Annotated in this window: 16 protein-coding genes; 4 read left to right on the top strand and 12 right to left on the bottom strand. The window is 38.2% G+C overall.

Going from position 1 to position 22,879, the window contains the following annotated elements; all coding sequences use genetic code 11:
- Positions 1-6 precede the first annotated feature (6 nt).
- From F960_RS02880 to F960_RS02890, 3 genes are all read left to right on the top strand, one after another.
- Positions 7-3,111, top strand: a complete 3,105-nt coding sequence (locus F960_RS02880) for an efflux RND transporter permease subunit (protein WP_004857255.1) — start codon at positions 7-9, stop codon at positions 3,109-3,111.
- A 164-nt stretch (positions 3,112-3,275) separates the two neighbouring features.
- Positions 3,276-3,833, top strand: a complete 558-nt coding sequence (locus tag F960_RS02885) for a hypothetical protein (RefSeq protein ID WP_004857256.1) — start codon at positions 3,276-3,278, stop codon at positions 3,831-3,833.
- Positions 3,834-4,075: 242 nt separating this feature from the next.
- Entirely contained in the window at positions 4,076-5,791 is a 1,716-nt protein-coding gene (locus F960_RS02890) for a proline--tRNA ligase (RefSeq protein WP_004857258.1), read from the top strand.
- 135 nt (positions 5,792-5,926) lie between these two features.
- On the opposite strand, the gene F960_RS02895 is transcribed toward F960_RS02890, so the two are convergent.
- The 8 genes from F960_RS02895 to F960_RS02930 all read right to left on the bottom strand — a co-directional run bounded on the left by F960_RS02895 (position 5,927) and on the right by F960_RS02930 (position 18,378).
- Entirely contained in the window at positions 5,927-8,311 is a 2,385-nt protein-coding gene (locus tag F960_RS02895; protein ID WP_004857261.1) for a DUF6160 family protein, read from the bottom strand.
- Positions 8,312-8,336: 25 nt separating this feature from the next.
- Positions 8,337-9,044, bottom strand: coding sequence for a DUF6160 family protein (locus F960_RS02900; protein WP_004857262.1), 708 nt, complete (start codon positions 9,042-9,044; stop codon positions 8,337-8,339).
- A gap of 10 nt (positions 9,045-9,054) precedes the next feature.
- Positions 9,055-11,160: a hypothetical protein gene (locus F960_RS02905; protein ID WP_035374076.1), complete on the bottom strand. Its 2,106-nt coding sequence runs from the start codon at positions 11,158-11,160 to the stop codon at positions 9,055-9,057.
- A 238-nt stretch (positions 11,161-11,398) separates the two neighbouring features.
- A complete protein-coding gene (locus F960_RS02910; RefSeq protein WP_004857266.1) occupies positions 11,399-12,907 on the bottom strand; it encodes a hypothetical protein in 1,509 nt (502 codons plus the stop codon).
- Positions 12,908-13,317: 410 nt separating this feature from the next.
- The gene (locus F960_RS02915; protein ID WP_004857269.1) at positions 13,318-14,793 is read right to left on the bottom strand and encodes a hypothetical protein; all 1,476 of its coding nucleotides are present in this window, start codon (positions 14,791-14,793) and stop codon (positions 13,318-13,320) included.
- A 331-nt stretch (positions 14,794-15,124) separates the two neighbouring features.
- On the bottom strand, positions 15,125-16,645 hold the full coding sequence (locus F960_RS02920) for a hypothetical protein (RefSeq protein WP_004857273.1): 1,521 nt from the start codon (positions 16,643-16,645) through the stop codon (positions 15,125-15,127).
- Between the two features lie 395 nt (positions 16,646-17,040).
- The gene (gene dcd / locus F960_RS02925; RefSeq protein WP_004857276.1) at positions 17,041-17,610 is read right to left on the bottom strand and encodes a dCTP deaminase; all 570 of its coding nucleotides are present in this window, start codon (positions 17,608-17,610) and stop codon (positions 17,041-17,043) included.
- Between the two features lie 174 nt (positions 17,611-17,784).
- The gene (locus F960_RS02930) at positions 17,785-18,378 is read right to left on the bottom strand and encodes a LysE family translocator (protein WP_004857279.1); all 594 of its coding nucleotides are present in this window, start codon (positions 18,376-18,378) and stop codon (positions 17,785-17,787) included.
- A 411-nt stretch (positions 18,379-18,789) separates the two neighbouring features.
- Between F960_RS02930 and F960_RS02935 the strand changes: the two genes are divergently transcribed.
- Positions 18,790-19,350: a DUF2062 domain-containing protein gene (locus tag F960_RS02935; RefSeq protein WP_179943804.1), complete on the top strand. Its 561-nt coding sequence runs from the start codon at positions 18,790-18,792 to the stop codon at positions 19,348-19,350.
- A 137-nt stretch (positions 19,351-19,487) separates the two neighbouring features.
- Here F960_RS02935 and F960_RS02940 read toward each other — a convergent pair whose 3' ends face one another.
- The 4 genes from F960_RS02940 to F960_RS02955 all read right to left on the bottom strand — a co-directional run bounded on the left by F960_RS02940 (position 19,488) and on the right by F960_RS02955 (position 22,788).
- Positions 19,488-19,838, bottom strand: a complete 351-nt coding sequence (locus F960_RS02940; protein WP_004857284.1) for an avidin-fold protein — start codon at positions 19,836-19,838, stop codon at positions 19,488-19,490.
- 60 nt (positions 19,839-19,898) lie between these two features.
- The gene (gene apbC, locus F960_RS02945; RefSeq protein ID WP_004857286.1) at positions 19,899-21,143 is read right to left on the bottom strand and encodes an iron-sulfur cluster carrier protein ApbC; all 1,245 of its coding nucleotides are present in this window, start codon (positions 21,141-21,143) and stop codon (positions 19,899-19,901) included.
- A 205-nt stretch (positions 21,144-21,348) separates the two neighbouring features.
- The gene (locus F960_RS02950) at positions 21,349-21,810 is read right to left on the bottom strand and encodes a hypothetical protein (RefSeq protein WP_004857288.1); all 462 of its coding nucleotides are present in this window, start codon (positions 21,808-21,810) and stop codon (positions 21,349-21,351) included.
- A gap of 228 nt (positions 21,811-22,038) precedes the next feature.
- Positions 22,039-22,788 carry a carbonic anhydrase gene (locus F960_RS02955; RefSeq protein WP_004857289.1) on the bottom strand — a complete coding sequence of 250 codons (750 nt, stop codon included), beginning with the start codon at positions 22,786-22,788 and terminating at the stop codon, positions 22,039-22,041.
- Between the last annotated feature and the right edge of the window lie 91 nt (positions 22,789-22,879).

The following is a 22,879-nucleotide window of genomic DNA, read 5'->3' on the forward strand; positions in this document are numbered from 1 at the left end:
TTTGCTATGTGGCTAACTCGAATCAGTGTCAAATATCCTGTTTTCACCATCATGATGATGTTGTGCTTAATGGTGCTTGGACTTGCATCTTGGCAACGTATGGGTGTCGAAGAGTTTCCAGATGTAGATTTTCCATTTGTTATTATCTATACCCAGTATCCGGGTGCATCTCCTGAAGCGGTAGAGTCGGAAGTGACCAAAAAACTGGAAGATCAAATCAATACCATCTCAGGACTGAAGCAGATTACATCTGAGTCCAGCGAAGGTTTGTCGATGATCGTGGCTCAGTTTAATTTGGACGTCGCCTCAGCCACGGCAGCGCAAGATGTTCGAGATAAAATCTCATCGGTGAGTGCAAATTTCCGTGATGAAATAGACAAACCTGTTGTTGAACGATATGACCCTACCGCAAGCCCGATCATGTCGATCGTTTTTGAATCGGACAAAATGAACTTGCAAGAGTTGAGTACTTATATAGATCAACGCTTAGTGCCACAGCTCAGGACAGTTTCTGGAGTCGGTTCTGTCAATTTACTTGGTGATGCAAAACGGCAAGTTCGTATCGTGGTTGATCCGATCAAGCTACAAAGCTATGGCATTGGTGTAGACCAAGTCATTAACACTTTAAAAAATGAAAATGTCCAAGTCCCGAGTGGTTCACTCAATCAAGAAACCTCAGAATTGGTCGTTGAAATTCAATCTAAAGTTTTAAATCCGCATTCTTTTGGTGACTTAGTTGTTGCCAACAAAAATGGTTCACCTATTTTATTAAAGCAAATCGCAGATATACAAGACAGTCAAGCTGAGCTAGAAACGGGCGCATATATCAATGGTAAAGCCGCTGTTTCCGTGGATATTTTGCGGAGCTCTGATTCAAATGTCATCCAAGTCGTTGACGGAACTTATAAAGTTTTAGATCAAATCAAACAACAACTTCCTACTGGAACCAACCTAAAAGTGGTTGTGGATAGCTCAAAATCCATTCGTGGCACGATCAAAGATGTTGCCCGAACGATCATCGAAGGCGCAGCGCTTGCAGTGGTAATCGTCCTGTTATTCTTAGGTTCATTTCGTTCTACAGTGATCACTGGTCTAACCTTACCTATCGCCCTACTCGGTACGCTTACCTTCATTTGGGCTTTCGGTTTTAGCATCAATATGATGACCCTACTCGCCCTTTCCTTATGTATAGGTCTGTTGATCGATGATGCCATCGTGGTCCGTGAAAATATCGTCAGACATACTGAAATGGGGCAAGACCATGTTACGGCAGCCTTAGAAGGGACCAAAGAAATTGGTTTGGCGGTACTTGCAACCACGCTTACGATTGTGGCGGTATTTTTACCTGTAGCATTTATGGGCGGCATTATCGGGCGCTTTTTCTTCCAGTTTGGTGTAACTGTCAGTACTGCTGTGCTAATTTCCATGTTTGTCAGCTTTACCTTAGATCCAATGTTGTCTGCACATTGGGCAGAAAAACCCAATCCAAATAAAAAGCCATCTCGGCTGAAGCGTTTTTTTAATTGGATTTCAGATCAATTAGATCGACTCAATTATGTCTATGCCAAACTTTTAAAACTGGCTTTACGTTTTAGAATTTTCACGATTGTGATTGCGATTGCTTCATTATTTGGTGCTTTGGCATTATCAAAAATGATCGGTACTGAATTTGTACCTGTTCCTGACAAAGGCTCTATTCGCATTAAATTTGAAACGCCAGTGGATGCCTCGCTTGAATATACTTCAGCCAAACTCAAGCAAGTCGATCAGATCATTCGTCAAAACCCACAAGTGCTTTCGACTTATGGGGTGATCAATGCCACGACAAATAAAGGTAAAAATCACGTTTCTTTAAGAGTAGAGCTCACACCACGTCAGCAACGTAGCCAAACTTTAAATGATTTAAATAATGAATTTCGTCAACGTTTAAAATCAGTTGCGGGGATCCATGTCACGTCTGTAGCTTCAGCTGATGAAGTTGTTTCTGGTGGACAGAAACCCATCATGATTTCGATCAAAGGACAAGATTTGGATGAGTTGCAGCGTATTTCAGATCAGTTTATGCAAAAAATGCGAAAAATTGATGGTATCGTCGACCTCGAAAGCTCATTAAAAGCACCCAAGCCAACACTTTCGATCTATGTCAATCGGCTCTTGGCCAATGATCTGGGACTATCGGTTGCTCAAATTGCCAATGTCCTACGTCCACTTTTGGCGGGTGATAATGTCACCACTTGGCAGGATAATCGTGGCGAAACTTATGATGTCAATTTACGTCTGACTGAAGATAAACGAGCTTTGCCGAGTGATATTCAAAATCTCTATGTCAACTCTAATAAAGTCGACGCAAATGGGCAAAATGCACTGATTCCACTGTCAACAGTAACGACCATGCAAGAAACCATGGGCGCTTCACAGATCAATCGACGTGATTTATCACGTGAAATATTGATTCAAGCCAATACCTCAGGCCGTCCAACAGGTGATATTGGACAAGATATTCAAAAATTACAATCTGATTTTAAACTGCCTGCTGGTTATAGCTTTAATACTCAAGGCGCAAACAAAGACATGGCGGAGTCTGCGGGCTATGCACTGACTGCAATTACCTTATCTATCGTGTTTATTTATATCGTTTTAGGTTCACAGTTTAATAGCTTCATCCATCCTGCAGCGATCATGATGTCTTTGCCTCTATCTTTGATTGGGGTATTTTTGGCTTTATTTTTGTTTAAAAGTACCATGAATCTATTTTCGATTATCGGGATAATCATGCTCATGGGCTTGGTCACCAAAAATGCCATTTTACTGATTGATTTTATTAAAAAGGCAATGGAGCGTGGTGTTGATCGTTATGATGCGATTATTCAAGCAGGAACAACCCGACTGCGTCCGATTCTAATGACCACTTGTGCGATGGTCATGGGAATGGTTCCTTTGGCTCTCGGTCTAGGTGAAGGCGGTGAACAAAGTGCTCCGATGGCACATGCCGTGATTGGTGGCGTTATCACGTCCACCCTACTGACCTTAGTCGTTGTGCCCGTCATCTTTACTTATTTAGATGATTTTAAAAACTTCATGATGCGACAGTTTAGAAAAATTTCTTCCTAAATCGGAGCTATTCCCCAGCAACAATAATTGTTGATCTTGTTCAAACTAAATGCTAGTTTCTCAACACAATGAACAAGATTTACGCAGAATAAATACAGTGTAAATTTGCCAATAATCACGCAGTTTCATTAAAAAATAATACATTAAACTAGGTCAGCATCTATATGAATTTTATAAAAATCTCAACACTCAGCCTATTCTTCATTTATTCATCATCTCTTTTTGCAAATCCGACAACGCAACAGATTCAAGATACTTTTGCTTGTAAGGAAACGAAACAAACTGCAGAGTCAGTGCTCAAATTTTTAAAAGCACATAGCGTGAAAATGACAGAGGATGATTTTAAAAAATTAGATTGGCCTGACTCTGATACTTACTATAAATTAGACAAACAAATCAGTATTTTCGGTGTTTCAAGCCAGTATTTTTCTACCCATTCAGTCAATGCGAATGGCATATGGTCTCTGACTTTTTTTCTAGGCGTACCAAGTAAAAATTCACTCAAAGAAATTCAAGATTTGGCAAAAAAACTTGATGCACAGCCAGATACTGAATTAAATGAAGCTTTTGATTTAAACAAGCTAAACATGAAAAGTTATACGATTTATACCAGCAAAATGCCCGGCTATAACCGAACGCTTGAAATGAACAATGCATCTATGAATGACGAAAAGCATAATCCTTGGCCATTAATTACAATTTCTTGTAATTATGCAAACTAGAGCCTGTGACATTTCACAACTGAATTACCTTGATGACCAATATTGAGCAGGCAAGGCATGAAGTTCAAAGAATAGTGTAGACCATAACTGTGCTTGAATATTTTTCAATCAAAATCTGATCTATACACCTTATCCAATATAAAATTTGAATTATACGATATTGCATCCACTTTGAAATGTTAACAGCTCAGAATTTATCGTATAATCTCCCCTTTAATGCTTAAAAAATTAGGACAGTTTCCATGCGCGCGAGTCGCTTTTTATTTGCAACGTTAAGAGAAACCCCAAATGATGCTGAAGTCATTTCTCATCAGCTCATGTTACGTGCGGGGATGATTCGTAAATTGGCTTCAGGTTTATACACTTGGTTGCCGATGGGTGTACGTGTGTTAAATAAAGTTGAAGCGATTGTACGCGAAGAAATGAATCGTGCAGGTTCGCTCGAAGTGTTAATGCCCGTGACTCAACCTGCAAGTCTTTGGGAAGAATCAGGTCGTTATGTCCAATATGGTCCTGAACTTTTACGTTTTAAAGACCGCCATGACAATCCTTTTGTGCTTGGACCTACACACGAAGAAGTGATCACGGATTTGGCACGTAATGAGCTAAAAAGCTATAAACAGCTTCCTATGAATTTTTATCAAATTCAAACCAAATTCCGTGATGAAATCCGTCCACGTTTCGGTGTGATGCGTTCACGTGAATTTATCATGAAAGATGCATATTCTTTCCACATTGACCAAGCATCTCTTCAAGAAACTTATGATGTGATGTATGACACTTATTGCCGTATTTTCACACGTTTAGGTTTGGATTTCCGTCCAGTACAAGCGGATACAGGTTCAATTGGTGGTTCAGGTTCACATGAATTCCACGTACTTGCATCAAGTGGTGAAGACGATATCGTATTTTCTACCGAATCTGATTATGCTGCGAACGTTGAAAAAGCAGAAGCAGTATTGGTCGGTGAACGTGCAGCGCCTACACAAGCATTTGAAATCGTTGATACACCAAATGCCAAAACCATTGAAGCAGTTTGCGAGTTTTTAAAATCTGATGCGAAAAAATCAGTAAAAGCTTTACTCGTACAAGGCGTAGCAGACGAAAAAGGTCATGTGCCTGTAGTTGCATTGTTCCTTCGTGGTGATCATGAACTCAATGAAATCAAAGCTGAACACCATGCACAAATCGCATCTCCACTGACATTTGCAACAGAAGCACAGCTTTTGGAAAATGGCTTAACTGCTGGTTATTGCGGTCCTCAAGGTTTAGTTGAAAAAGGCTTAACCGTGATTGTTGATCGTGCAGCATCGGTACTTTCTGACTTTGTTGCTGGTGCAAACGAAGCTGAAAAACATGCTGTAGGTGTTAACTGGGAACGTGATGCAAAATTCACAGAAGTTGCAGACCTTCGCAATGTCGTTGACGGCGATCCTTCTCCAGATGGTAAAGGCGTACTTCAAATCAAACGCGGTATCGAAGTCGGTCATATTTTCCAATTGGGTCAAAAATACTCAGAAGCTTTGGGCTGTAAAGTACTCGGTGAAGATGGTAAACCACAAGTCGTGACTATGGGTTGTTATGGTATCGGGGTTACACGTGTTGTTGCTTCTGCTATCGAACAAAACTTTGATGATAAAGGGATTATTTGGCCTTCTGCGATTGCACCTTTTGAAGTGGCAATCGTACCAATGAATGCACACAAATCACCAAAAACCATGCAAGCTGCTGAAGAATTATATGCAGAACTTCAAGCACAAGGTTTTGATGTATTGCTCGATGATCGTAACGAACGTCCGGGGGTTAAATTCTCTGACATCGAATTGACAGGTATTCCACATCGTATTGTGATCGGTGAAAAAGGCTTGGATGCTGGTACTTTTGAATATAAAGGCCGTACTGATGCTGAATCTGTAAACCTAAGCAAAGATGAATTATTGGCTAAACTCAAAGCTTAGTATTTTAACTGTATAATGCTTTTATTTTCATACTGTTAATTTACATCTAGTATCCAAAGAAAAACCGCTTCAAAATGAAGCGGTTTTTTTGACTCTTGGGAAAAATATAAACTTGACTTGAAAATATCTACTCAGTTAGAAAGTGAAGTCACCATTACGTGGAGTAATCGCCATTTGCGAACTTAAACGGCCACCTGTAATCGCCAACTCGCCTAAGCGCTGTGCACTTCCAATCACAGGATTACCTGTTGCATCAAGTGTTCCAGTTCCAGGATATAAATTTATATCACGTGCTCTAAATACACCTGTCGCATTTCGTTGTGGGTTAAATAAGAAGCTATAGTTAAAGCCTGCATTATTTTTATTAACAATCAAACTATTATCAAATGCGATCGAGCCTGACAAATTATCCAATCCTAATGTTGAACCATCTGGATCGATAAGCTGCAAGGAGTTGTTCATTGGCAATGTCGAATCTAAATCCATTTGCCCAACCACATTCAATGCATTTACCCCATCAACTAAACCCGCATCACTCGTCAGAACTGCACGCGGAATAAGTGCAAAGTTAATCCCACCCATCAAACGGGCTTTGATTCCACTCAAGACATCAAAATTGGTTGCAAAGTTATTTGATGGCGCATAACAACCATTATTTGCAGGGCATGTACCATAGCGAGCACCCGGTAAATAGCCCGCTGCAAGTTGTGCTGCAATGACCATTTTGATCGAAGGCATACTGACATTGATATTACCACCTTCAAAACCGATGCTTCCACTACCATTGAGTAGCATATTGATATTTCTTAAACCAATATAATAATCTTTCGGTGTATGAATGCTCTTATCGCTATAGTTATTATTATCCGCACCATCAATCAACATAATGGATGTGGTTTTTGAACCATCTGCACTCACGCCTTGAGTACTAATCCCAGCACTAAACCCTAAGCGCTGCGAACCTGAAACCGCTGCGATCGTCGGTGCCATCATCGTACTACCAGTACCATTTTTAGTGACGATGTTGTCACCCTTCGCTGGATTTGCTGTATTCCCTTCAGATGTTTTTCCATATAAGGCAATATTGGCATTGAGATTATAAATCGGTAAACCTAAGCCCCAATTCTGTGAGGTTGAGTCAACAACACGGTTTGGACTGGTCACATCAGGCGTGTTGGTAAATTGTCCTTCTTTCGATACTGCATTAAAGTTCATACCACGAACAGCAACTACAACACTTGGAATCGCTGTCGCGGCAATCACTTGCGTATAATCACTCGGTAAGACAATTGGTGTACCATTAGTTTTACCCAAGAATGTATTGGATAATGCAGTATTTACAGGTAATAAAATTGTTGGACTATTGACCAAGTTAAAATACACACCTCCTGTCACACCATTATTGACCTCATCCATGGTCAAACTACCGTGGTTTTTATTTAAAGCAATATCTTGGGTTTCTGTACCAGTAATACCAGAACGTGTTTGCAAAGAAGTAATATTTTTAAAGCGTAAACCGTAGGCAAATGTCCCTGCACCACCCAAATCAAAAGAAGCTTGCTGATCCGCACTCAAATTGGTATCAGATTTGTTGGTAAATTCACCTGCCAATGCAAAGCGCATACCGGTTGAGCCCGCGATAGAGTTCGTTGCTGCACCTGTAGGTCCAGTTGTTCCCAGTAAGTTTGCTGAGCTCGTCGTACCACCCAGTTGTACTTTAGCATTCACCAGTCGACCATTTGCTCCAGCTTGGATAATGCCATGATTATTGACATTGAATTCTAAGTTAATCCCTGGTCGTCCAGTATTTGCATCACGCGTAAAATCAGCAAAACCGTCAGCACCTGTCGATAATGTCAAACCATTGGCGGGATCAATCGTGATATAGCCCAATCCTGAAAAATTGAAGTTAAAATGGCTCATGCCAAGTGTATTCACTGTACCATTTTGATCTGTTTGGCTTAAACCTAAATTGATGTCTCGCACACCAAAATCAAGATAGGCTTTGTCTGCTTGACTAAATAATCCATTGGTTGTCAAAAAGTTAAAAGTAATTGGGTCATAGGCTTCAACTGTCAAAGCGCCCATACTTTTTTCGTTATTGCTACAACTTGCAGTTTGGCAAATCGCAACATTGTCTGCCGTGACTTTTCCAATCGTTGACGTTACAGCCAAATGAACACCCGGTTTATGAGTGGTGTCATTACTGTATACATCAAAGTCTACTGTAGTACCTAAAGGCTTTGATCCTGAGCCTTGAGTCATTTTAATATTGTTTAAATTGGCATAAACAGCTTCTTCACCTGCTTTGCTTGAGCTTCCTGTTTGATCAATCCAGCTGACTTTATCAATTTCTACTTTTGAATAATCAACTTTGGCAGTCACGCCATCTTGACCATCAATAGATCGCATATCATTGTCATTCATTTCTTGTAAAGCATGCGCAGTAGGCATATAAACCAACATGCTCGCCATTAAAGTGCTCAGTAAAAAAGGACTTTTATGATTTATTTTTTTCATTTTATGGTTCCTTCCATTTTATTACTTAGCAACGAGGATGCGTGCTATCGCAACTAAACATTAACATTCGACCGTTTATAGCAAGATTCCCATTCATCATCATTCCTGTAAAACCTTTTTGCTTGCCAGCATCATAGACAGAGTCAGTTGAGGTATAGGTTGAATTATTTAAATAACCATATTGGCTTGCTGAAGTCGGATTACTTTCTGCAATCGACCCATCTGAACTGGTTTGATATTGATCTTGTTCAATCGAAAGTGCGCTAAAACCAAAATTTTTAATAATAAGTGGTTTTGATGCTGTCAAACTTAATTGAATTGCAGGTTTTAAAATCTGAACTTGTGCTGAACCTTTTTTTGCATAAAGTAAATCAACACCATCCAATCCAAGCTTCTGAATATTGATAGAACCTTGAATATCTTTCAAAACTAACCAAAGTTTACGTCCTGAATTACTATTTGGCGCGCTCCAAACCGTGTCGCTATCACCTGCTTGTTTCGTCACATAACGATTATTCAATGACAATGCCAATCGACAATATGGTGCATTTGCACCACCACACAGTGCCTGATCATATTGCCCAGTAGCATCTTGGTTTAGATCAAGTTTTAAAGAAATATCGGCTCCAGCTTGTCCTTCAATTTTCTGTAAATCTGAATTGTCGAGCATCTGAAGTTCAGCTTGTGTCGCCATAGAAGCTGTGAGTAAAAGCAATCCCATTATTTTTTTCATGTTTATGCTCCTACAGACCTTTGGTTGTTATTTTCATATGCTGAATCAGCAAGCCATCAATCACGGCTGAACCAAAATTGTTACTCGGCATATTTACTGGTGCACTAATCGTGACATTGCTAGGTGCGGCATTAATGGTTGGGTTTCCTGCAAGGCTTTGAGCAGTTGAGTTTGCTGAAGTCCAAATAGCATTTGATGAATTCCATGTTCTATTTGTAACTGACGGCAATAAGGCGCTATCTGCTGGAGGAGTATCACCTTTACAGCCTCCAATAGAAGTCGTTCCATTACATGCAGTAGAAACATTCACAGGATCTAGAGTAGATAAAGTACCGCCTGTATCACTTTGATAAACCCAATCAGAAACAACCTTACTACTACAAGCTCCCCAGAAACTACCACAGTTCCAATACCAAGTCCGATCACGCTGCGCACGATAACGCTGCTGAAGATCTAGATAGTTTGCAGTCACTGTATTTGTCGTAGATGTCAATGCACCAAATGACACACCGATTGCATCTGGTCCACTATATGCAGTTAAAATATTATTGGTTGAATCATAATTCGTCGATCCAATCGAAATGCTACTATGTGTTGCATTGTAATAAGTACCACTGGTCGCACTGGTTGGTAATGGCGCATTATTGCCTTGATAACCAGCAATACCACTCGTCCCACACTGATAAACATTACACGTTGAACCACGATAAACGACACCTGAGTCTCCTGTATCTCCTGCATAACGCGTATAAATTTGCGTGTAGACTTCTGGTTTATTTGGAATACGTGCCAATTCAATCGTAAAGTTTTTACCATCAGAACCTAAAGTTAAAGGTTGATAAGTTGAACCTAAAACTAAGTTGACATTGGTGTTATATAGAAATAACCCTTCATTTGGATCAAATGTTGGAGCAGTCCCCCCACTAAATGCGGGTGAGGTCAACAAAGGAGTATCTGATGTTTCACGAGTACTCAAACGCAGTACCTTAGTCAAACTTGGCGCGGTCCATGTCGATGTTGAAGTATCTGTTCTAGTTATTTTTTTAACTTGATACTGACAACCAGCCTGTCCGTATGCAGGTGCGGAAGATTGACCAGAATTACCACAAGATGTCGCAACGCCATTCACCTTATATGTTGAACCATCATTCACCATGGTTTCGGTGCTTGCACCTTTATTTTGTGTTGTTTTAATTGTTGCTTTGACGTTTGAAGAATCGCCAGTATTAAAACGAAGTACACCAGACATCCCTAATGTGTTGTTATAGAAGGTGCTCATGCCATTGGAGTTACTTGCGCCGCCCAATGTTTGGAACAATTGTATGCGACTACCATTCATACTAAAGTCATTCCAAATCAGCTGAATACGTAATCGGTTGGCACGGTTAGCATCTGAAGAACCTGCCGTTTCACCAAGTGCATACAAATTTGGATCTGTTGGTGATTTTGATTGATCAAGTACAAAAGCATCAGCCCATGTTGCCAATTTTAAATGATAAGCATCTGCTCCTTTTGCTGGATCTGTTGGTACGACTTTGTCATATAGAGGGGCTTCAAGCGCCAAAAATGGCACTTGGCAATTTGCCGAAGTAGACGTACAAGCGGCTGCCTTTGGATCGAAGTTTGGCACATTATTTTGTGTTCCAACTTTGAGTAACCAAGGGTTTTCTGCAGTTCCCCAACTGGTAATTTTTGCGGCAGCAGCTGTTGATGCAAGGCGACTATTGGGATCACTATCCGCTTTAGACAAGGCTAAGCCATAGAGATAGAGATCTGCTTTACCTACTGAATGTGTTTTTGTTACGCCGCCAGATGTCCATTTTACCCCACCATTCAAAGCTGTTTGTGACAATGGACCAACAGGCAAAAAGTGGATATTACCAATATCATTGGAACGATCTGCCAACAAATCAGTGGCATTTTCATTACCGTTACCTGAGCCACGAAAAACCATATAGGCATCTTGTGGAAGTATCGCAATACCCTCACCTGTCGTTTCGCTCAAATGGTCATCTGATAAAGCTTCAAGCGCAAAGCAAGATTGGCAAATACTTAAACCAATAAAACTAGATAAAACGGTTTTTTTAAAATTTACCGTATAATTGAGTATAGTCATCATGACCTTCCTATTTATACGATGCTCCGCACCATATTATTTTATTTCTATGCTCAAACTGCCTGATCTTTCCTGAACAATGGCAATAATGATACTTTTATCACACTTTATAATAGCAACAAATTCTTTAAACTCAAAAAATAAACAGTGAAATTGGTCATTTTTCCGATGAATGAAGATTCATCAACCAATTTCACTCCATGTAAAGCAAATCCAGTGTCTTTGTATAAAATTGTTTTTAGCAGAATTTCAAACCACCATAACAGTTTGTGACTACTTTTTGATTTACTAACTGTTGATTCATCAACGTCAATGTAGCAGGATTGGCTTTCGTATAACTACCTAAATCAACATTCAATTTTTGGGTAATTGGCACACCAAATACAGCACCAATTGCTTGTCCCGCATCAAGCGCAGGATAGTTTTCTTGCTTACTTAAAAACTGTGTAACCAACGCAGCAACCTGCGGGTATACAGCACTAATATCCACTTGATTTTGAACATTTAATGTTCCTAGTTGCACTGGTTGTGCAAAAGACATCCACCAACCTTTTTGTGCTACATCTGTATTTGAGCTCATTGCACTCAAGCTTGTTAGATTACTATCCCCTGATGCAATCGTCGCACCCGGCCATAACAAAGGACTACTTTGCAAAGACAAATATCCGCCGGTACCCGTAAGTGGGATGTTATGAATCATGCTTAGAGATTGTATAAAATCAACTGACAAATTCACATTCTGGATATTTGAACCTTGCGCCATCAAGAATTTTGCTTTTGATGCCAATAAAGTAATCCCGCCACAACCAAATAAGCCTGTTCCCGTCGTACTATCGCAACTTAAGTTAACCATCAATGCATCATTTGCAAACTGCGAAGCTGGATAGTTTGAACTTCCATCTGCCGCAATAGGAATCACACCCACAGAAGCGGGTATATTGTTAATTGTAACTGATCCCTGTCTTACACCGTTCACTGTCGTCTTTGGAATATTGAATGTAGTAGATACACTTGGAATCGTGATCCCAGTTGTAGAACTATTTGATGGGTCACTTGTAAATTTAACAGTTGAGCCTAAAGCTGTTGCATAACCACTTAAAATTTGATTGTTTGACAAACCAAATGTCCCCGCTTTAGTGCTTGCAGAACCTGTTGTTGATGCAATTTGCATAAAGCCGCTTAAACTCTGAATACCATCTGTAGTCGATGCTTGAGAAAGATTATCCAATCCAGCTGTTAACAACGCACTAATTTGCTGAGCACCTAAGCGAATGCCTGTTACTTGACGGGTAGAGGCTTTGTCAGGATTAGAGATCGCAAACTCGATAAAAGGGTTTGTCAGAGATGCTGAAGTAGAGGCACGACCGTTATTAAAAACAGGATTACCACTACTATCATAAGAATCAGGTAAACCACTCAGTGATAAATTTTTGATATCTATATCACAAGCTCCAGCACCATTAATTCCGCCACACCCCAATTGTAAATTTTTAATGTTCGCATTGAGACTAAGTTCAGCCTCTAAACCTAATTTATAAAATCCAGTATTGTTTGATCCTGAAATATTTCTCATTGGATTAGCACTATCTGTAGGCGCTAGATAACTCAAGCTCATCAATGCTTGCCCAGTCATATCAGATAACTCTTGATCTGACATTTTTTGTAAATCAGAACCTGCAAAACTAGATATAGAAAAAGTACTTGCGCATATCAATAGAGCAAAATTGATTGGATTGAGCTTAAACATCTGATTCAACTCCCTTAATTTTTATTTTACCGACCTAACATCCTGTGAGGCCGTTTTATTATCTATTTTTTATAATCGACAGATATAAGTTGCGTTGAATAGCACTAGCCTATTTGCGGTTAATAAAAAATAATGTGACTTATATCACACTATATCCATAAATTAGCAAACACAAGTACATATGAACTATTTCAGATAAAAGTAAATAAATTACGTTTAACCATCAGTTTTTATTTTTTATTTTTTATTTAAAATTGAAGTAGTTGGTTAAAAAGCACCCTTTTCCCTCATCAAAATAAAACCGACAAATGGCGATGCTATTTTTTTACCTTCACTAAACAATCCCTAATAAAAAAGCGATCGATTAGATCGCTTTAAAATCATTAAACTTAAGCTACAGCAAAGCAACATTAACAGAATTTTAAACCGCCATAACAATTTGGTGTAATGTTTTGATTTACAAGCTGTTGATTTTGCAACATAAGTGTTGCAGGATTTGACGAGGTTGCATCATTCAACGGAATAACCAAAGTTTTCACGATTGGATTGCCTGTTAAAGCCCCGATACCATCTGCTAAAGAAACTGGAATATACTGACCAGCCAATTGATTTGTGATTAACTGCGCCACTTGTGGTAGTACTGCACTGATATCAACTTGATTATTTGCTTTTAGATAACCTAATTGCACAGGATTTGCAAAAGACATCCACCATCCCTTTTGTGCAATATCGCTACTCGTCATAGATGCCAAGCTTGTCTTAGTTGCGTCACTTGGATCTACATAACTTCCAGGCCAAAGAATACTACTTGACTGCAAAGCCAAATAAACACCATTGCCAGTTAATGGAATATTATGGAACATACTCAAGGATTGCTGAAAAGTAATATCCATATTTAAACCAGTAATTTTTGAACCTTCACCCATTTTAAATTTTGCTTCACGGATAATACAAATAATCAAACTCACACATGGATTCAATTGCACATTCAATTGGTCATTGGCGTAGACCGAGCTTGGAACAGAACTTCCTGCTGCGATTGGAATTTCATTTACAACAGCACGAACATTTTGTGCGACTGCAGCAGTTTGACGCTGACCATTGACCTGAAATGCTGGCAACGTAAATGGTACATTCATACTTGGTACAGTAATCCCTGTCGTATCAGAACTGCCGGGCATACTGGTAAATCCATGCTTTCCAAACAATGTAACATCGACATTGCCCGAAATTGCTTGATTAGAATCTTTACCAAACAACGTTTGTTTAGTCCAAACATCCCCTGTCGTCCCTGCTATTCGCATAAAACCACTCAAAGATTGGATACCGTCTGTTGTTGAAGGGCTAGAACCGTTATTGATACCGGCCGTCAACAAACCTGTAATTTTTTCTGCACTTACCCTTAAACCCGCCACCTCACGTGTTGAAGCTTTATCTGGGTTTTTAATGGCAAATTCAATAAAAGGATTTGACAGTTTCGCACTCGTTGAAGCACGCGGAGTGGACGAGAAATCAGGGCTAGATGAGCTATTTGGATCATAATTTGTAGGCAAACCACTGAGAGATAAATTTTTAATATCAATATCACAGCGTCCTGCACCATTTACACCACCACACCCCAATTGTAGATTTTTGACGTTGGCATTAAGATCCATTTCCGCCTCTAAACCCAACTTATAAAAACCGATATTTGAGTTTTGACTATATTTACTCATCAAATTTCCTGAGTCATTTGGCGCTAAATAACTCAAACTCATAAGCGCTTGCCCCGTTGTAGAGGCTAGCTCTGCATCATCTAGCTGTATCAAACTCGGTGCAGCTGATACAGCAAAATGAGAAAATAAAAAGAGTGCAGTCCCTACAACTATTCCTTTAGCTTTCAACATTTTTTTTACCTATTTTTATATTAACTACGATCTAAACGATATTTCTAAATATTAAAAAATTTTTATCAAAACTTAATAATATTTACCCGTAAATTATCTAAAAAATCAAATCAAAATAAATATCAAACAAATAATGTGATATATATCTCAAAATATACACCAACATTACTTTAAAAAGAAGAATTAAATCACTTAAATTTCAACCAATATTAAAACATTTAGATTAACTAAACAGTAAGCACAAATATAGATTGTATTTTTATCGTATATATTTAAATCAAAAAAAAACGGCGTAATGCCGTTTTTTATTTTCTAATAAACTAAAATCGAATTAACAGAACTTTAAACCACCATAACAATTGGCAACCACACCTTGGTTTTTAAGTTGCTGATCGGTCAAAACCAATTTTGCAGGATTAGTTGCTGTATAACTTCCCAAGTCAACATTCAATTTGGAATAAATCGGTGAACCCACCAGTGCACCAATCACTTGTCCAAAATTTACATAAGGAGCGTTGATATTGTTACCACTCGCATCCGTCGCACTCAAATAGTTTGAAACTAAAGTCGCCACTTGCGGTAAAACAGCACTGATATCCACTTGCTGTTGAACATTGAGTTGTCCTAATTGAACTGGGTTTGAAAACGACATCCACCAACCAGGTCTCGCGACATCCGTATTTGCACTCATACTACTCAAATCACGTATACCTGTATCCCCTGATGCAATCGTTGCGCCCGGCCATAAAAGTGCAGTGGATTGTAAAGATAAATATCCACCATTTCCTGTCAATGGAATATTGTGAATCATGCTCAAAGACTGAAAAAAATCAATCGATAAAGAAAGATTTGAAATATCAGAACCTTTATCCATGATAAATGACGTATTTGGAACCAATCCTGTTGCCAAACCACATAAAAAACCCGTATTCCCAGTACAATTGAGATTGACATAAAGCTTATCATTGGCAAATGTAGTATCTGTGGTATTGCCTACCGCAGGCGCAATAGGAATACTTGAAATTGTAGTACGAATATTTCGCACTTCTGCCTGCGTTTTACGCACCCCATTGATAGTAAAAGCATTGACCGTAAAACCTGTACTGACCGAAGGAATGGTGATGCCTGAAGATTTGCTCGGATCACTATCAAAATGTACATCCGTTAAACCTGAAACATCTGCATAGCCGTTAATTGCCTGACCAGAGGCATTACCAAAAGTAATTGGTTTGGTACTGGCCGTTCCTGAAGTCTGTGCAATTTGCATAAAACCACTCAGAGTTTGAATCCCGTCAGTCGTCGATGCACTTGTGCTATTGGCAAGACCAGCTGTGAGTAAAGCATTGATTTTCTCGGCACTAAAACGAATGCCCTTCACTTCTCGTGTAGAGGATTTGTCAGGATTACTAATCGCAAACTCAATAAACGGATTCGTCAATGTTGCACTGGTCGAAGCACGACCATTGTTATACACAGGATTTCCATTGCCATCATAAGAATCAGGCAAACCACTCAAAGATAAGTTTTTAATATCAATATCACAACTATCAGATTTGACGGAGTTGTTTACCCCACCACAGCCCAATTGTAGATTTTTAATATTAGCATTTAACTCAAGCTCTGCTTCTAAACCGAGTTTATAAAATCCGATATTGTTTGAGCCAGTAATATTTTTCATCGGATTGGCGCTATCTGTTGGTGCTAGATAACCCAAACTCATCAATGCCTGCCCTGTTGTTGCTGCCAATTGCTCATCAGTCAAAGCAACTAGATTGCTATTTGCATAAGCAATACCAAAACAACCCATACTCAGTGAAAATAAAGCAATATTAAATTGATTTAATTTAAACATCGCTAAAGCCCTCAATCGTCCATTTCTTAATATCTTCATTGTTTTATTCATGCGATATTCATCACATTTATTTTTGAAAGATACTATTCCCTCTTGCTTTTATAGCACCTATTTAGAACCACTCCCTTAATTTTTTTTTAAAAAGCGACGGAGGACAATGACTTTTAAATTATTCTAAAATATTATATTTAATATAGATACAATTAAGCAAAACTCATTAGATTTACTAAAATATATATTTTTTAAAAATGTTAAACTGATCACACTTTTATTTTTTGAATAATCCGAATTCTATTTAAACTAAAACTGGACAAAAAAAAGCAAGCTCTAAGGGCTTGCTTTTCCATTTTAAATACTAACAGCTTAGGCTAAGCTTCACACAACTCAATTTTCGATTAAGCTTTAGGTAAAGTTACGCCTGTTTGACCTTGATATTTACCACCACGATCTTTATATGAAGTTTCACATACTTCATCAGATTCGAAGAACAACATTTGCGCTACACCCTCACCCGCATAAATACGTGCAGGAAGGTTGGTTGTATTTGAAAACTCAAGCGTAACATGACCTTCCCACTCAGGCTCAAGTGGTGTCACGTTGACAATAATCCCACAACGCGCATAAGTCGATTTGCCCAAACAAACAGTCAAAACATTGCGCGGAATACGGAAATATTCAACAGTACGCGCTAAAGCAAAAGAGTTCGGCGGAATGATACAAACATCTGATTCGATATCAATAAAGCTATTTTCATCAAAATTTTTCGGATCAACAATCGCAGAGTGAACATTGGTAAAAACTTTAAATTCACGCGCACAACGAACGTCATAACCATAGCTTGAAACGCCATAAGAAATGAGTTTCTCGCCATTTGCATCATAACGCACTTGGTTTTCTGCATAAGGTTCAATCATGCCGTGTTTTTCGCTCATTTCGCGAATCCAACGATCTGACTTAATTGACATGTTTTTAATCCAAAAGCTTAATTCGATAATTGCGTAGTACTTTAACGTAAAACGCACCTGAAAGGAATGTTTATCATCAAAACAGCATCCGATAGTAGGCTCAAATAAATGCCGACAGCAAAACTAAAAAGAACCAATCAAAAGCCTTTTTTCACTCTAAAATTTTAAAATAATTTAAAGACTTAATAGTGCTGAATAACTGAGTGGAATCGAAAATCCGACTAAAACAACTGAGGCTGTCTTTTGTAAATTGGTTTGATTTAACCACTGAATTTGATTGGAACACAAGATTGAACCAATAAAAGTCCAAAAAAATGCAATAGGAATAATTAATACTAAAAAAGTCAGCATATGCGCCACATATTCACTCGAACTTCTCCATACGATCGCAGGGAAAATAGCAGAAGCGAAAAGTAGTGCTTTAGGATTTAACAAAGTCGCTGTAAAAAGTTCACGCGCACGAATGGTTGGCATCGTTAAATCAACTTGATTTTTAGCTGTACGCCAAAGTTTTACCGCTAAAAAAAAGATATACGTTGCACTAAATAATTTCAAAATCACAGGAATCATCGGATATTTTTTGGATACTGTTCCAATCAAAATTCCCCAAATCGTGATCGATATAAGATAGCCAAAAGCCTCAGCTGGAATAAGCTGAAAAGATTTACGTACACCGACTTGGATCCCTGATGAGGCCAAAAGCGTATTGGTCGGACCCGGTGTAAGTAAAATAGTGATCACTAGTCCTATAAAAAACCATGAAATCATTGAGTAACCTCTAATAGAGTTGCGCAGAGATTAAATGAGTTGCCTAGACTTAGCAAAAAAATATTTGTAATAGGACATGAATTTGGATTTAAACCATAAAATATTTATTTAAATATCAATAAATTAATAAATATTGTAAATAATTAATCCAAAAGAACTTATTGGTCACAAATGTTTATTATTTAAACCAAATTATCGATAAAATGATTTTATTTGAAAAATTAATGAATTTTACCGTATAAAATATAGACTATTTTCAACAAAAAAAATCTATTGATTACATCTATTTAATTAGCTTCAATCAGCGAAAACTTGACCTAGTGATAGTGAAAACTTTAAGGTGAAGGCATGCAAACTATTTTAGTTTATCTGCAATTTAGTGCAGAATAACCCACTTTTTTCAAGATACGATTGTCTATGACAAAGCGTTTTTTTCGAGATTGGCTACCCTCGCAAGAGAAATTAAGTCAATCTAAAATTCTCAGGATATTTGGCGATAGTGCCTTAAATCCTGTGCTTTGGTATGTCAATAAAAAATCTATATCCCGCGCAATGTTGATCGGAACATTTTGGGGAATGTTACCTATTCCTTTTCACAGTATTTTGATTGTAATTTGTGCCATTTTATTTGATGCAAATCTTCCGATCAGTTTGATGCTTGCTTGGATCATGAATCCTTTTACTATCCTTCCGATTTTATATATCGCTTTTTGGATGGGTACAAAGATCTATCATGTTCACATGATCAATAAAGAAATGTTGCTGGGTGTTTTACATCAGATTGTGCATTGGATTAAAAATTTTGGGCATGGACATATTGATCTAAGTCTGGCTAAAATACTGCTTACTGGCATGTTGATAGAAGCATTTATTACAGCAGTTTTAGCCTACTTTATTACAAAAATTATTTGGAATTGGAAAGTTATACAGAAATCAAAAAAGCGAGAAAAAAGGCTGGAGCCCCCGCTATAAATTATTTTTCCATTACTATTTTATAGTCATGTTACTCATTCAAATACAGATCATCGTTCCGAATTTCATCAAATTTTAGACAAAAAAGCCTCGACTTTTATCATAAAATTCGAGGCTTTTTCTGTGATCAATTGTACTTAATTCAATACAACTTCAACCAATTCAGAAGTACCCTCAGCTTGATCGCCTGTTAAAAATTTCCAAGTTTCATCAATTTTGATGACATCATTGTCGAGTAAACTAATTTTGCTCTTACAGTGACCCGCTTTTAACTCACCTGCGACAGTCAAATGTTGGTAGCAAATTTCAAAATTATATTCATCCAACATTTTGCCAATAATCGAACCTTTAACAACAAAGCCACCAGAATAGGTTGCCGTAACTACTCCATTTTTTTGGTTGTAATAAAAACGCGTTGCACTATTTACATCACCATTAGCAGTATTTGCGACGCTCATAAAAACTTTATTGTTGAGTAGATTCAGCATTTCAGGTATCCCTTATTATAAACAGCTCAGTTCGTGAGCTGTTTGTCATATCTACTTATATCAGAAAATACGCTTTTGGTCTTTTTCGACTTTAGGCAACTTTTGAGCTATTTTTTGAGCAATTGACACATATTTTTCAGCAATTTCATCATTTAGCATAACTGATGGCGTGCCTGCATCAACATTTTCACGAATTTTCACATCTAAAGGTAGTCGACCTAAAAGTGGAATTTGGTATTGTTCAGAAAGTTTATCGCCGCCACCTGTACCAAAAATTTGTTCTTCATGACCACAATTTGAACAAATATGTGTCGACATATTTTCTACAACACCAATCACGGGAATATTTACTTTATTAAATAGCTCAATTCCTTTTACTGCATCCATCAATGCAACGTTTTGCGGAGTCGTTACGATCACAGCTCCTGTCACAGGAATCCGCTGTGCCAAAGTTAACTGGATATCGCCTGTACCCGGTGGCATATCGATAACAAGCACATCCAAATCAGGCCATAAAGTTTGGTTAAAGAGTTGCATCATCGCGCCTGTTGCTTTTGCACCACGCCAAGCCACTGGTGTATTGACCGCGCCAATCAAATGTCCAATCGACAAAACAGCCATACCATACGCTTCGAGAGGAACAAAGTTTTCCCCTTCTATCTTGGGCGTTTTGCCTTCATTTCCGAGCATCGTTGGTATACTTGGACCGTAAATATCGGCATCTAACACGCCAACTTTCAACCCTATTTTTTGTAAAGCCAATGCGATATTGACGGTAGTTGTCGATTTACCGACACCGCCTTTGCCTGATGATACGACGATAACATTTTGAATTCTTGGATGTTTAGGTACATCTCTTTGTTGTGGTGCAGCTTTTTGAATCGGTGGATTATTTGGATCTTCTTCAACCTTAGGCGAAGCATCTACCACAGGTGGTAGATTTTTATTTTCGGGCTGATTGTGTGAATGCTCATGTGAATGTTTTGGATTTGAACAGCTATGTCCATCATCGCCACCGAGTTGGATCTTTTGCTGAATCACATGCATATTGAGTTCATTGATCCCGCATTTTTCTAAAGCATCAGCCAAATCATCATGGATTTTTTGCAGATCATCTGCTTCTGCAGGGAAAGTGTTAATGGTAATTTGCAGAACTTGCCCTTCTACGTTGATTTGAGTAATACGATCTTTCAAGGCATTTTCGGAGTTCGGTAGCATATAAGTTTGTAGAACTTGCTGGATTTCCTCTTCCTTCACCTCCGTTGCTGGTGAAAAAACTGATTTTAAAGAAGAAAGCCAAGACATAGAGTTACTCCAAATATGCTGCCAAGTCGCTATAGTTTAGCGGTAAAAAAGCATTTGGGTAAGGTCAGTTTGATCAAGCTTTTTGAATCTACTTATAAATCCTAGTTATTTAGTTGGTTATTCTTTTTATATTCAGTTTTTTACTGATAAAAAAAGACCCTTTTCCGAAAAAAGAGTCTCTTTCTCACAATTGTAGTGCTGTTATTTAGCCTTGATCATCTTTCTTAAAAGAGTTGATCTTATCCGTAGCCGCTTTTTTCAGTTCATCAAATTTGGCGCTGGCTTGCTCTTTTAACTCATCAAGTTTAACTGAAGCATCATGTTTTAACTCTGCAGCTTTTAATTTTGCTTCTTCTAACTTGTGTCCAGCTTCTGTTTTAAGATGATCAAACTTTTCTTGAGCATTGGCTTTGGCATCTGCTGCCTTCTCTTTGGCTTCATCCAAATGCTCATTCAAAGCTGCTTTGTCCTCCGCATGATTTTGTTCTACATCATGTTTTAAATCAGTCAGCTTTTTTTCACCTTCAAGTTTTGCTTCTTGGGCACTATGTTTTAAATCATCAAGTGCCTTTTCCCCTTGGAGCTGAGCTTCTTTCGCTTTAAGTTTAAGATCATCGCCTAACTCTGACGCTTTTTGTTTCAAATCATCAATTTTATTATCAGTCATTGCATTACCCTCTTGATTAGTTCAAATGAAAAATTTTGGGTTCACTGCGGAACATATCTTTTATATATATAGATAATTCATGTGAAATAAACCAAAAAAAGCAATTTGCAATAAATACCATACGAACTGTTACGGATGAGCATTTTAGTCAATTCATCACTTGGATATTTTTTATGGCAACTGATGAATTGACACCTTGCGATCACGATTCAATACGTTGAAATGGATTTAGTCCTCTATGACGATTCTTCCATTTTGCACTTGGACAGGACGATTATTGTGCTGAAAATTGAGTACTTTTTGCAGCATTTGAATCTGATCCTGAGACATCGTAATTGGATTTTTATATACAATCCAATTCACACCCTCGCTACACGGTGGTGTCGTTAAAGACCCTGAAAATCGGTAGTATTCACGTGTTGTTGGCAATAAATTTTGAAGCTGTATCTGACTCGTTATCGGCTTAGTTTGATTTTCTTGCGCTTTAAAGTCTTTCCACAATTTAGTCCATTCAGGATTGGCTTGTCCGTTTTCGACCATCACAGCTAAAACAGTCAATTGTCCCTGTGCATTGGCATTTACAAAATGTATTTCTAAAGGAAACTGTTTGCCATCAATTGTATTTTCACTTGGTGTATGAAAATGAAATTGTTTTAAATAATAATTTTCACCGTCAATTGTGACTTTATTATTTTGGCTATTTTTTGCATTGACCTGCACAGTATGTCCATTAAAGACTATATTTTCAGGATTTTCTGCATAATCAATCTGGATCGGATGTTGATCTGTACTGTGGTAAGTCCCCTGTATATTGATCGGACTTTGGTTTTTACCTGTCGCACATAATTGATACTGATCACTTAACGCGCCCCAATGTTCTGCTGAGACCTCCCCTTGATAGCCCCAATGAACATCATTGTTTGCATAACTTGCCGAGCCTGCACAACAACACAACAATCCCCAAATTAATTTTTTCATCGCTTTCTCATTTCTATGTTGAAATTCGCAAGCAGTATGCGCCTGAGTTTAAGTTTTGTTAAATTGAAAAATCATGTTATTTTTTAATTAT

The organism is Acinetobacter gerneri DSM 14967 = CIP 107464 = MTCC 9824 (assembly GCF_000368565.1).
Classification (GTDB): Bacteria; Pseudomonadota; Gammaproteobacteria; order Pseudomonadales; family Moraxellaceae; genus Acinetobacter; species Acinetobacter gerneri.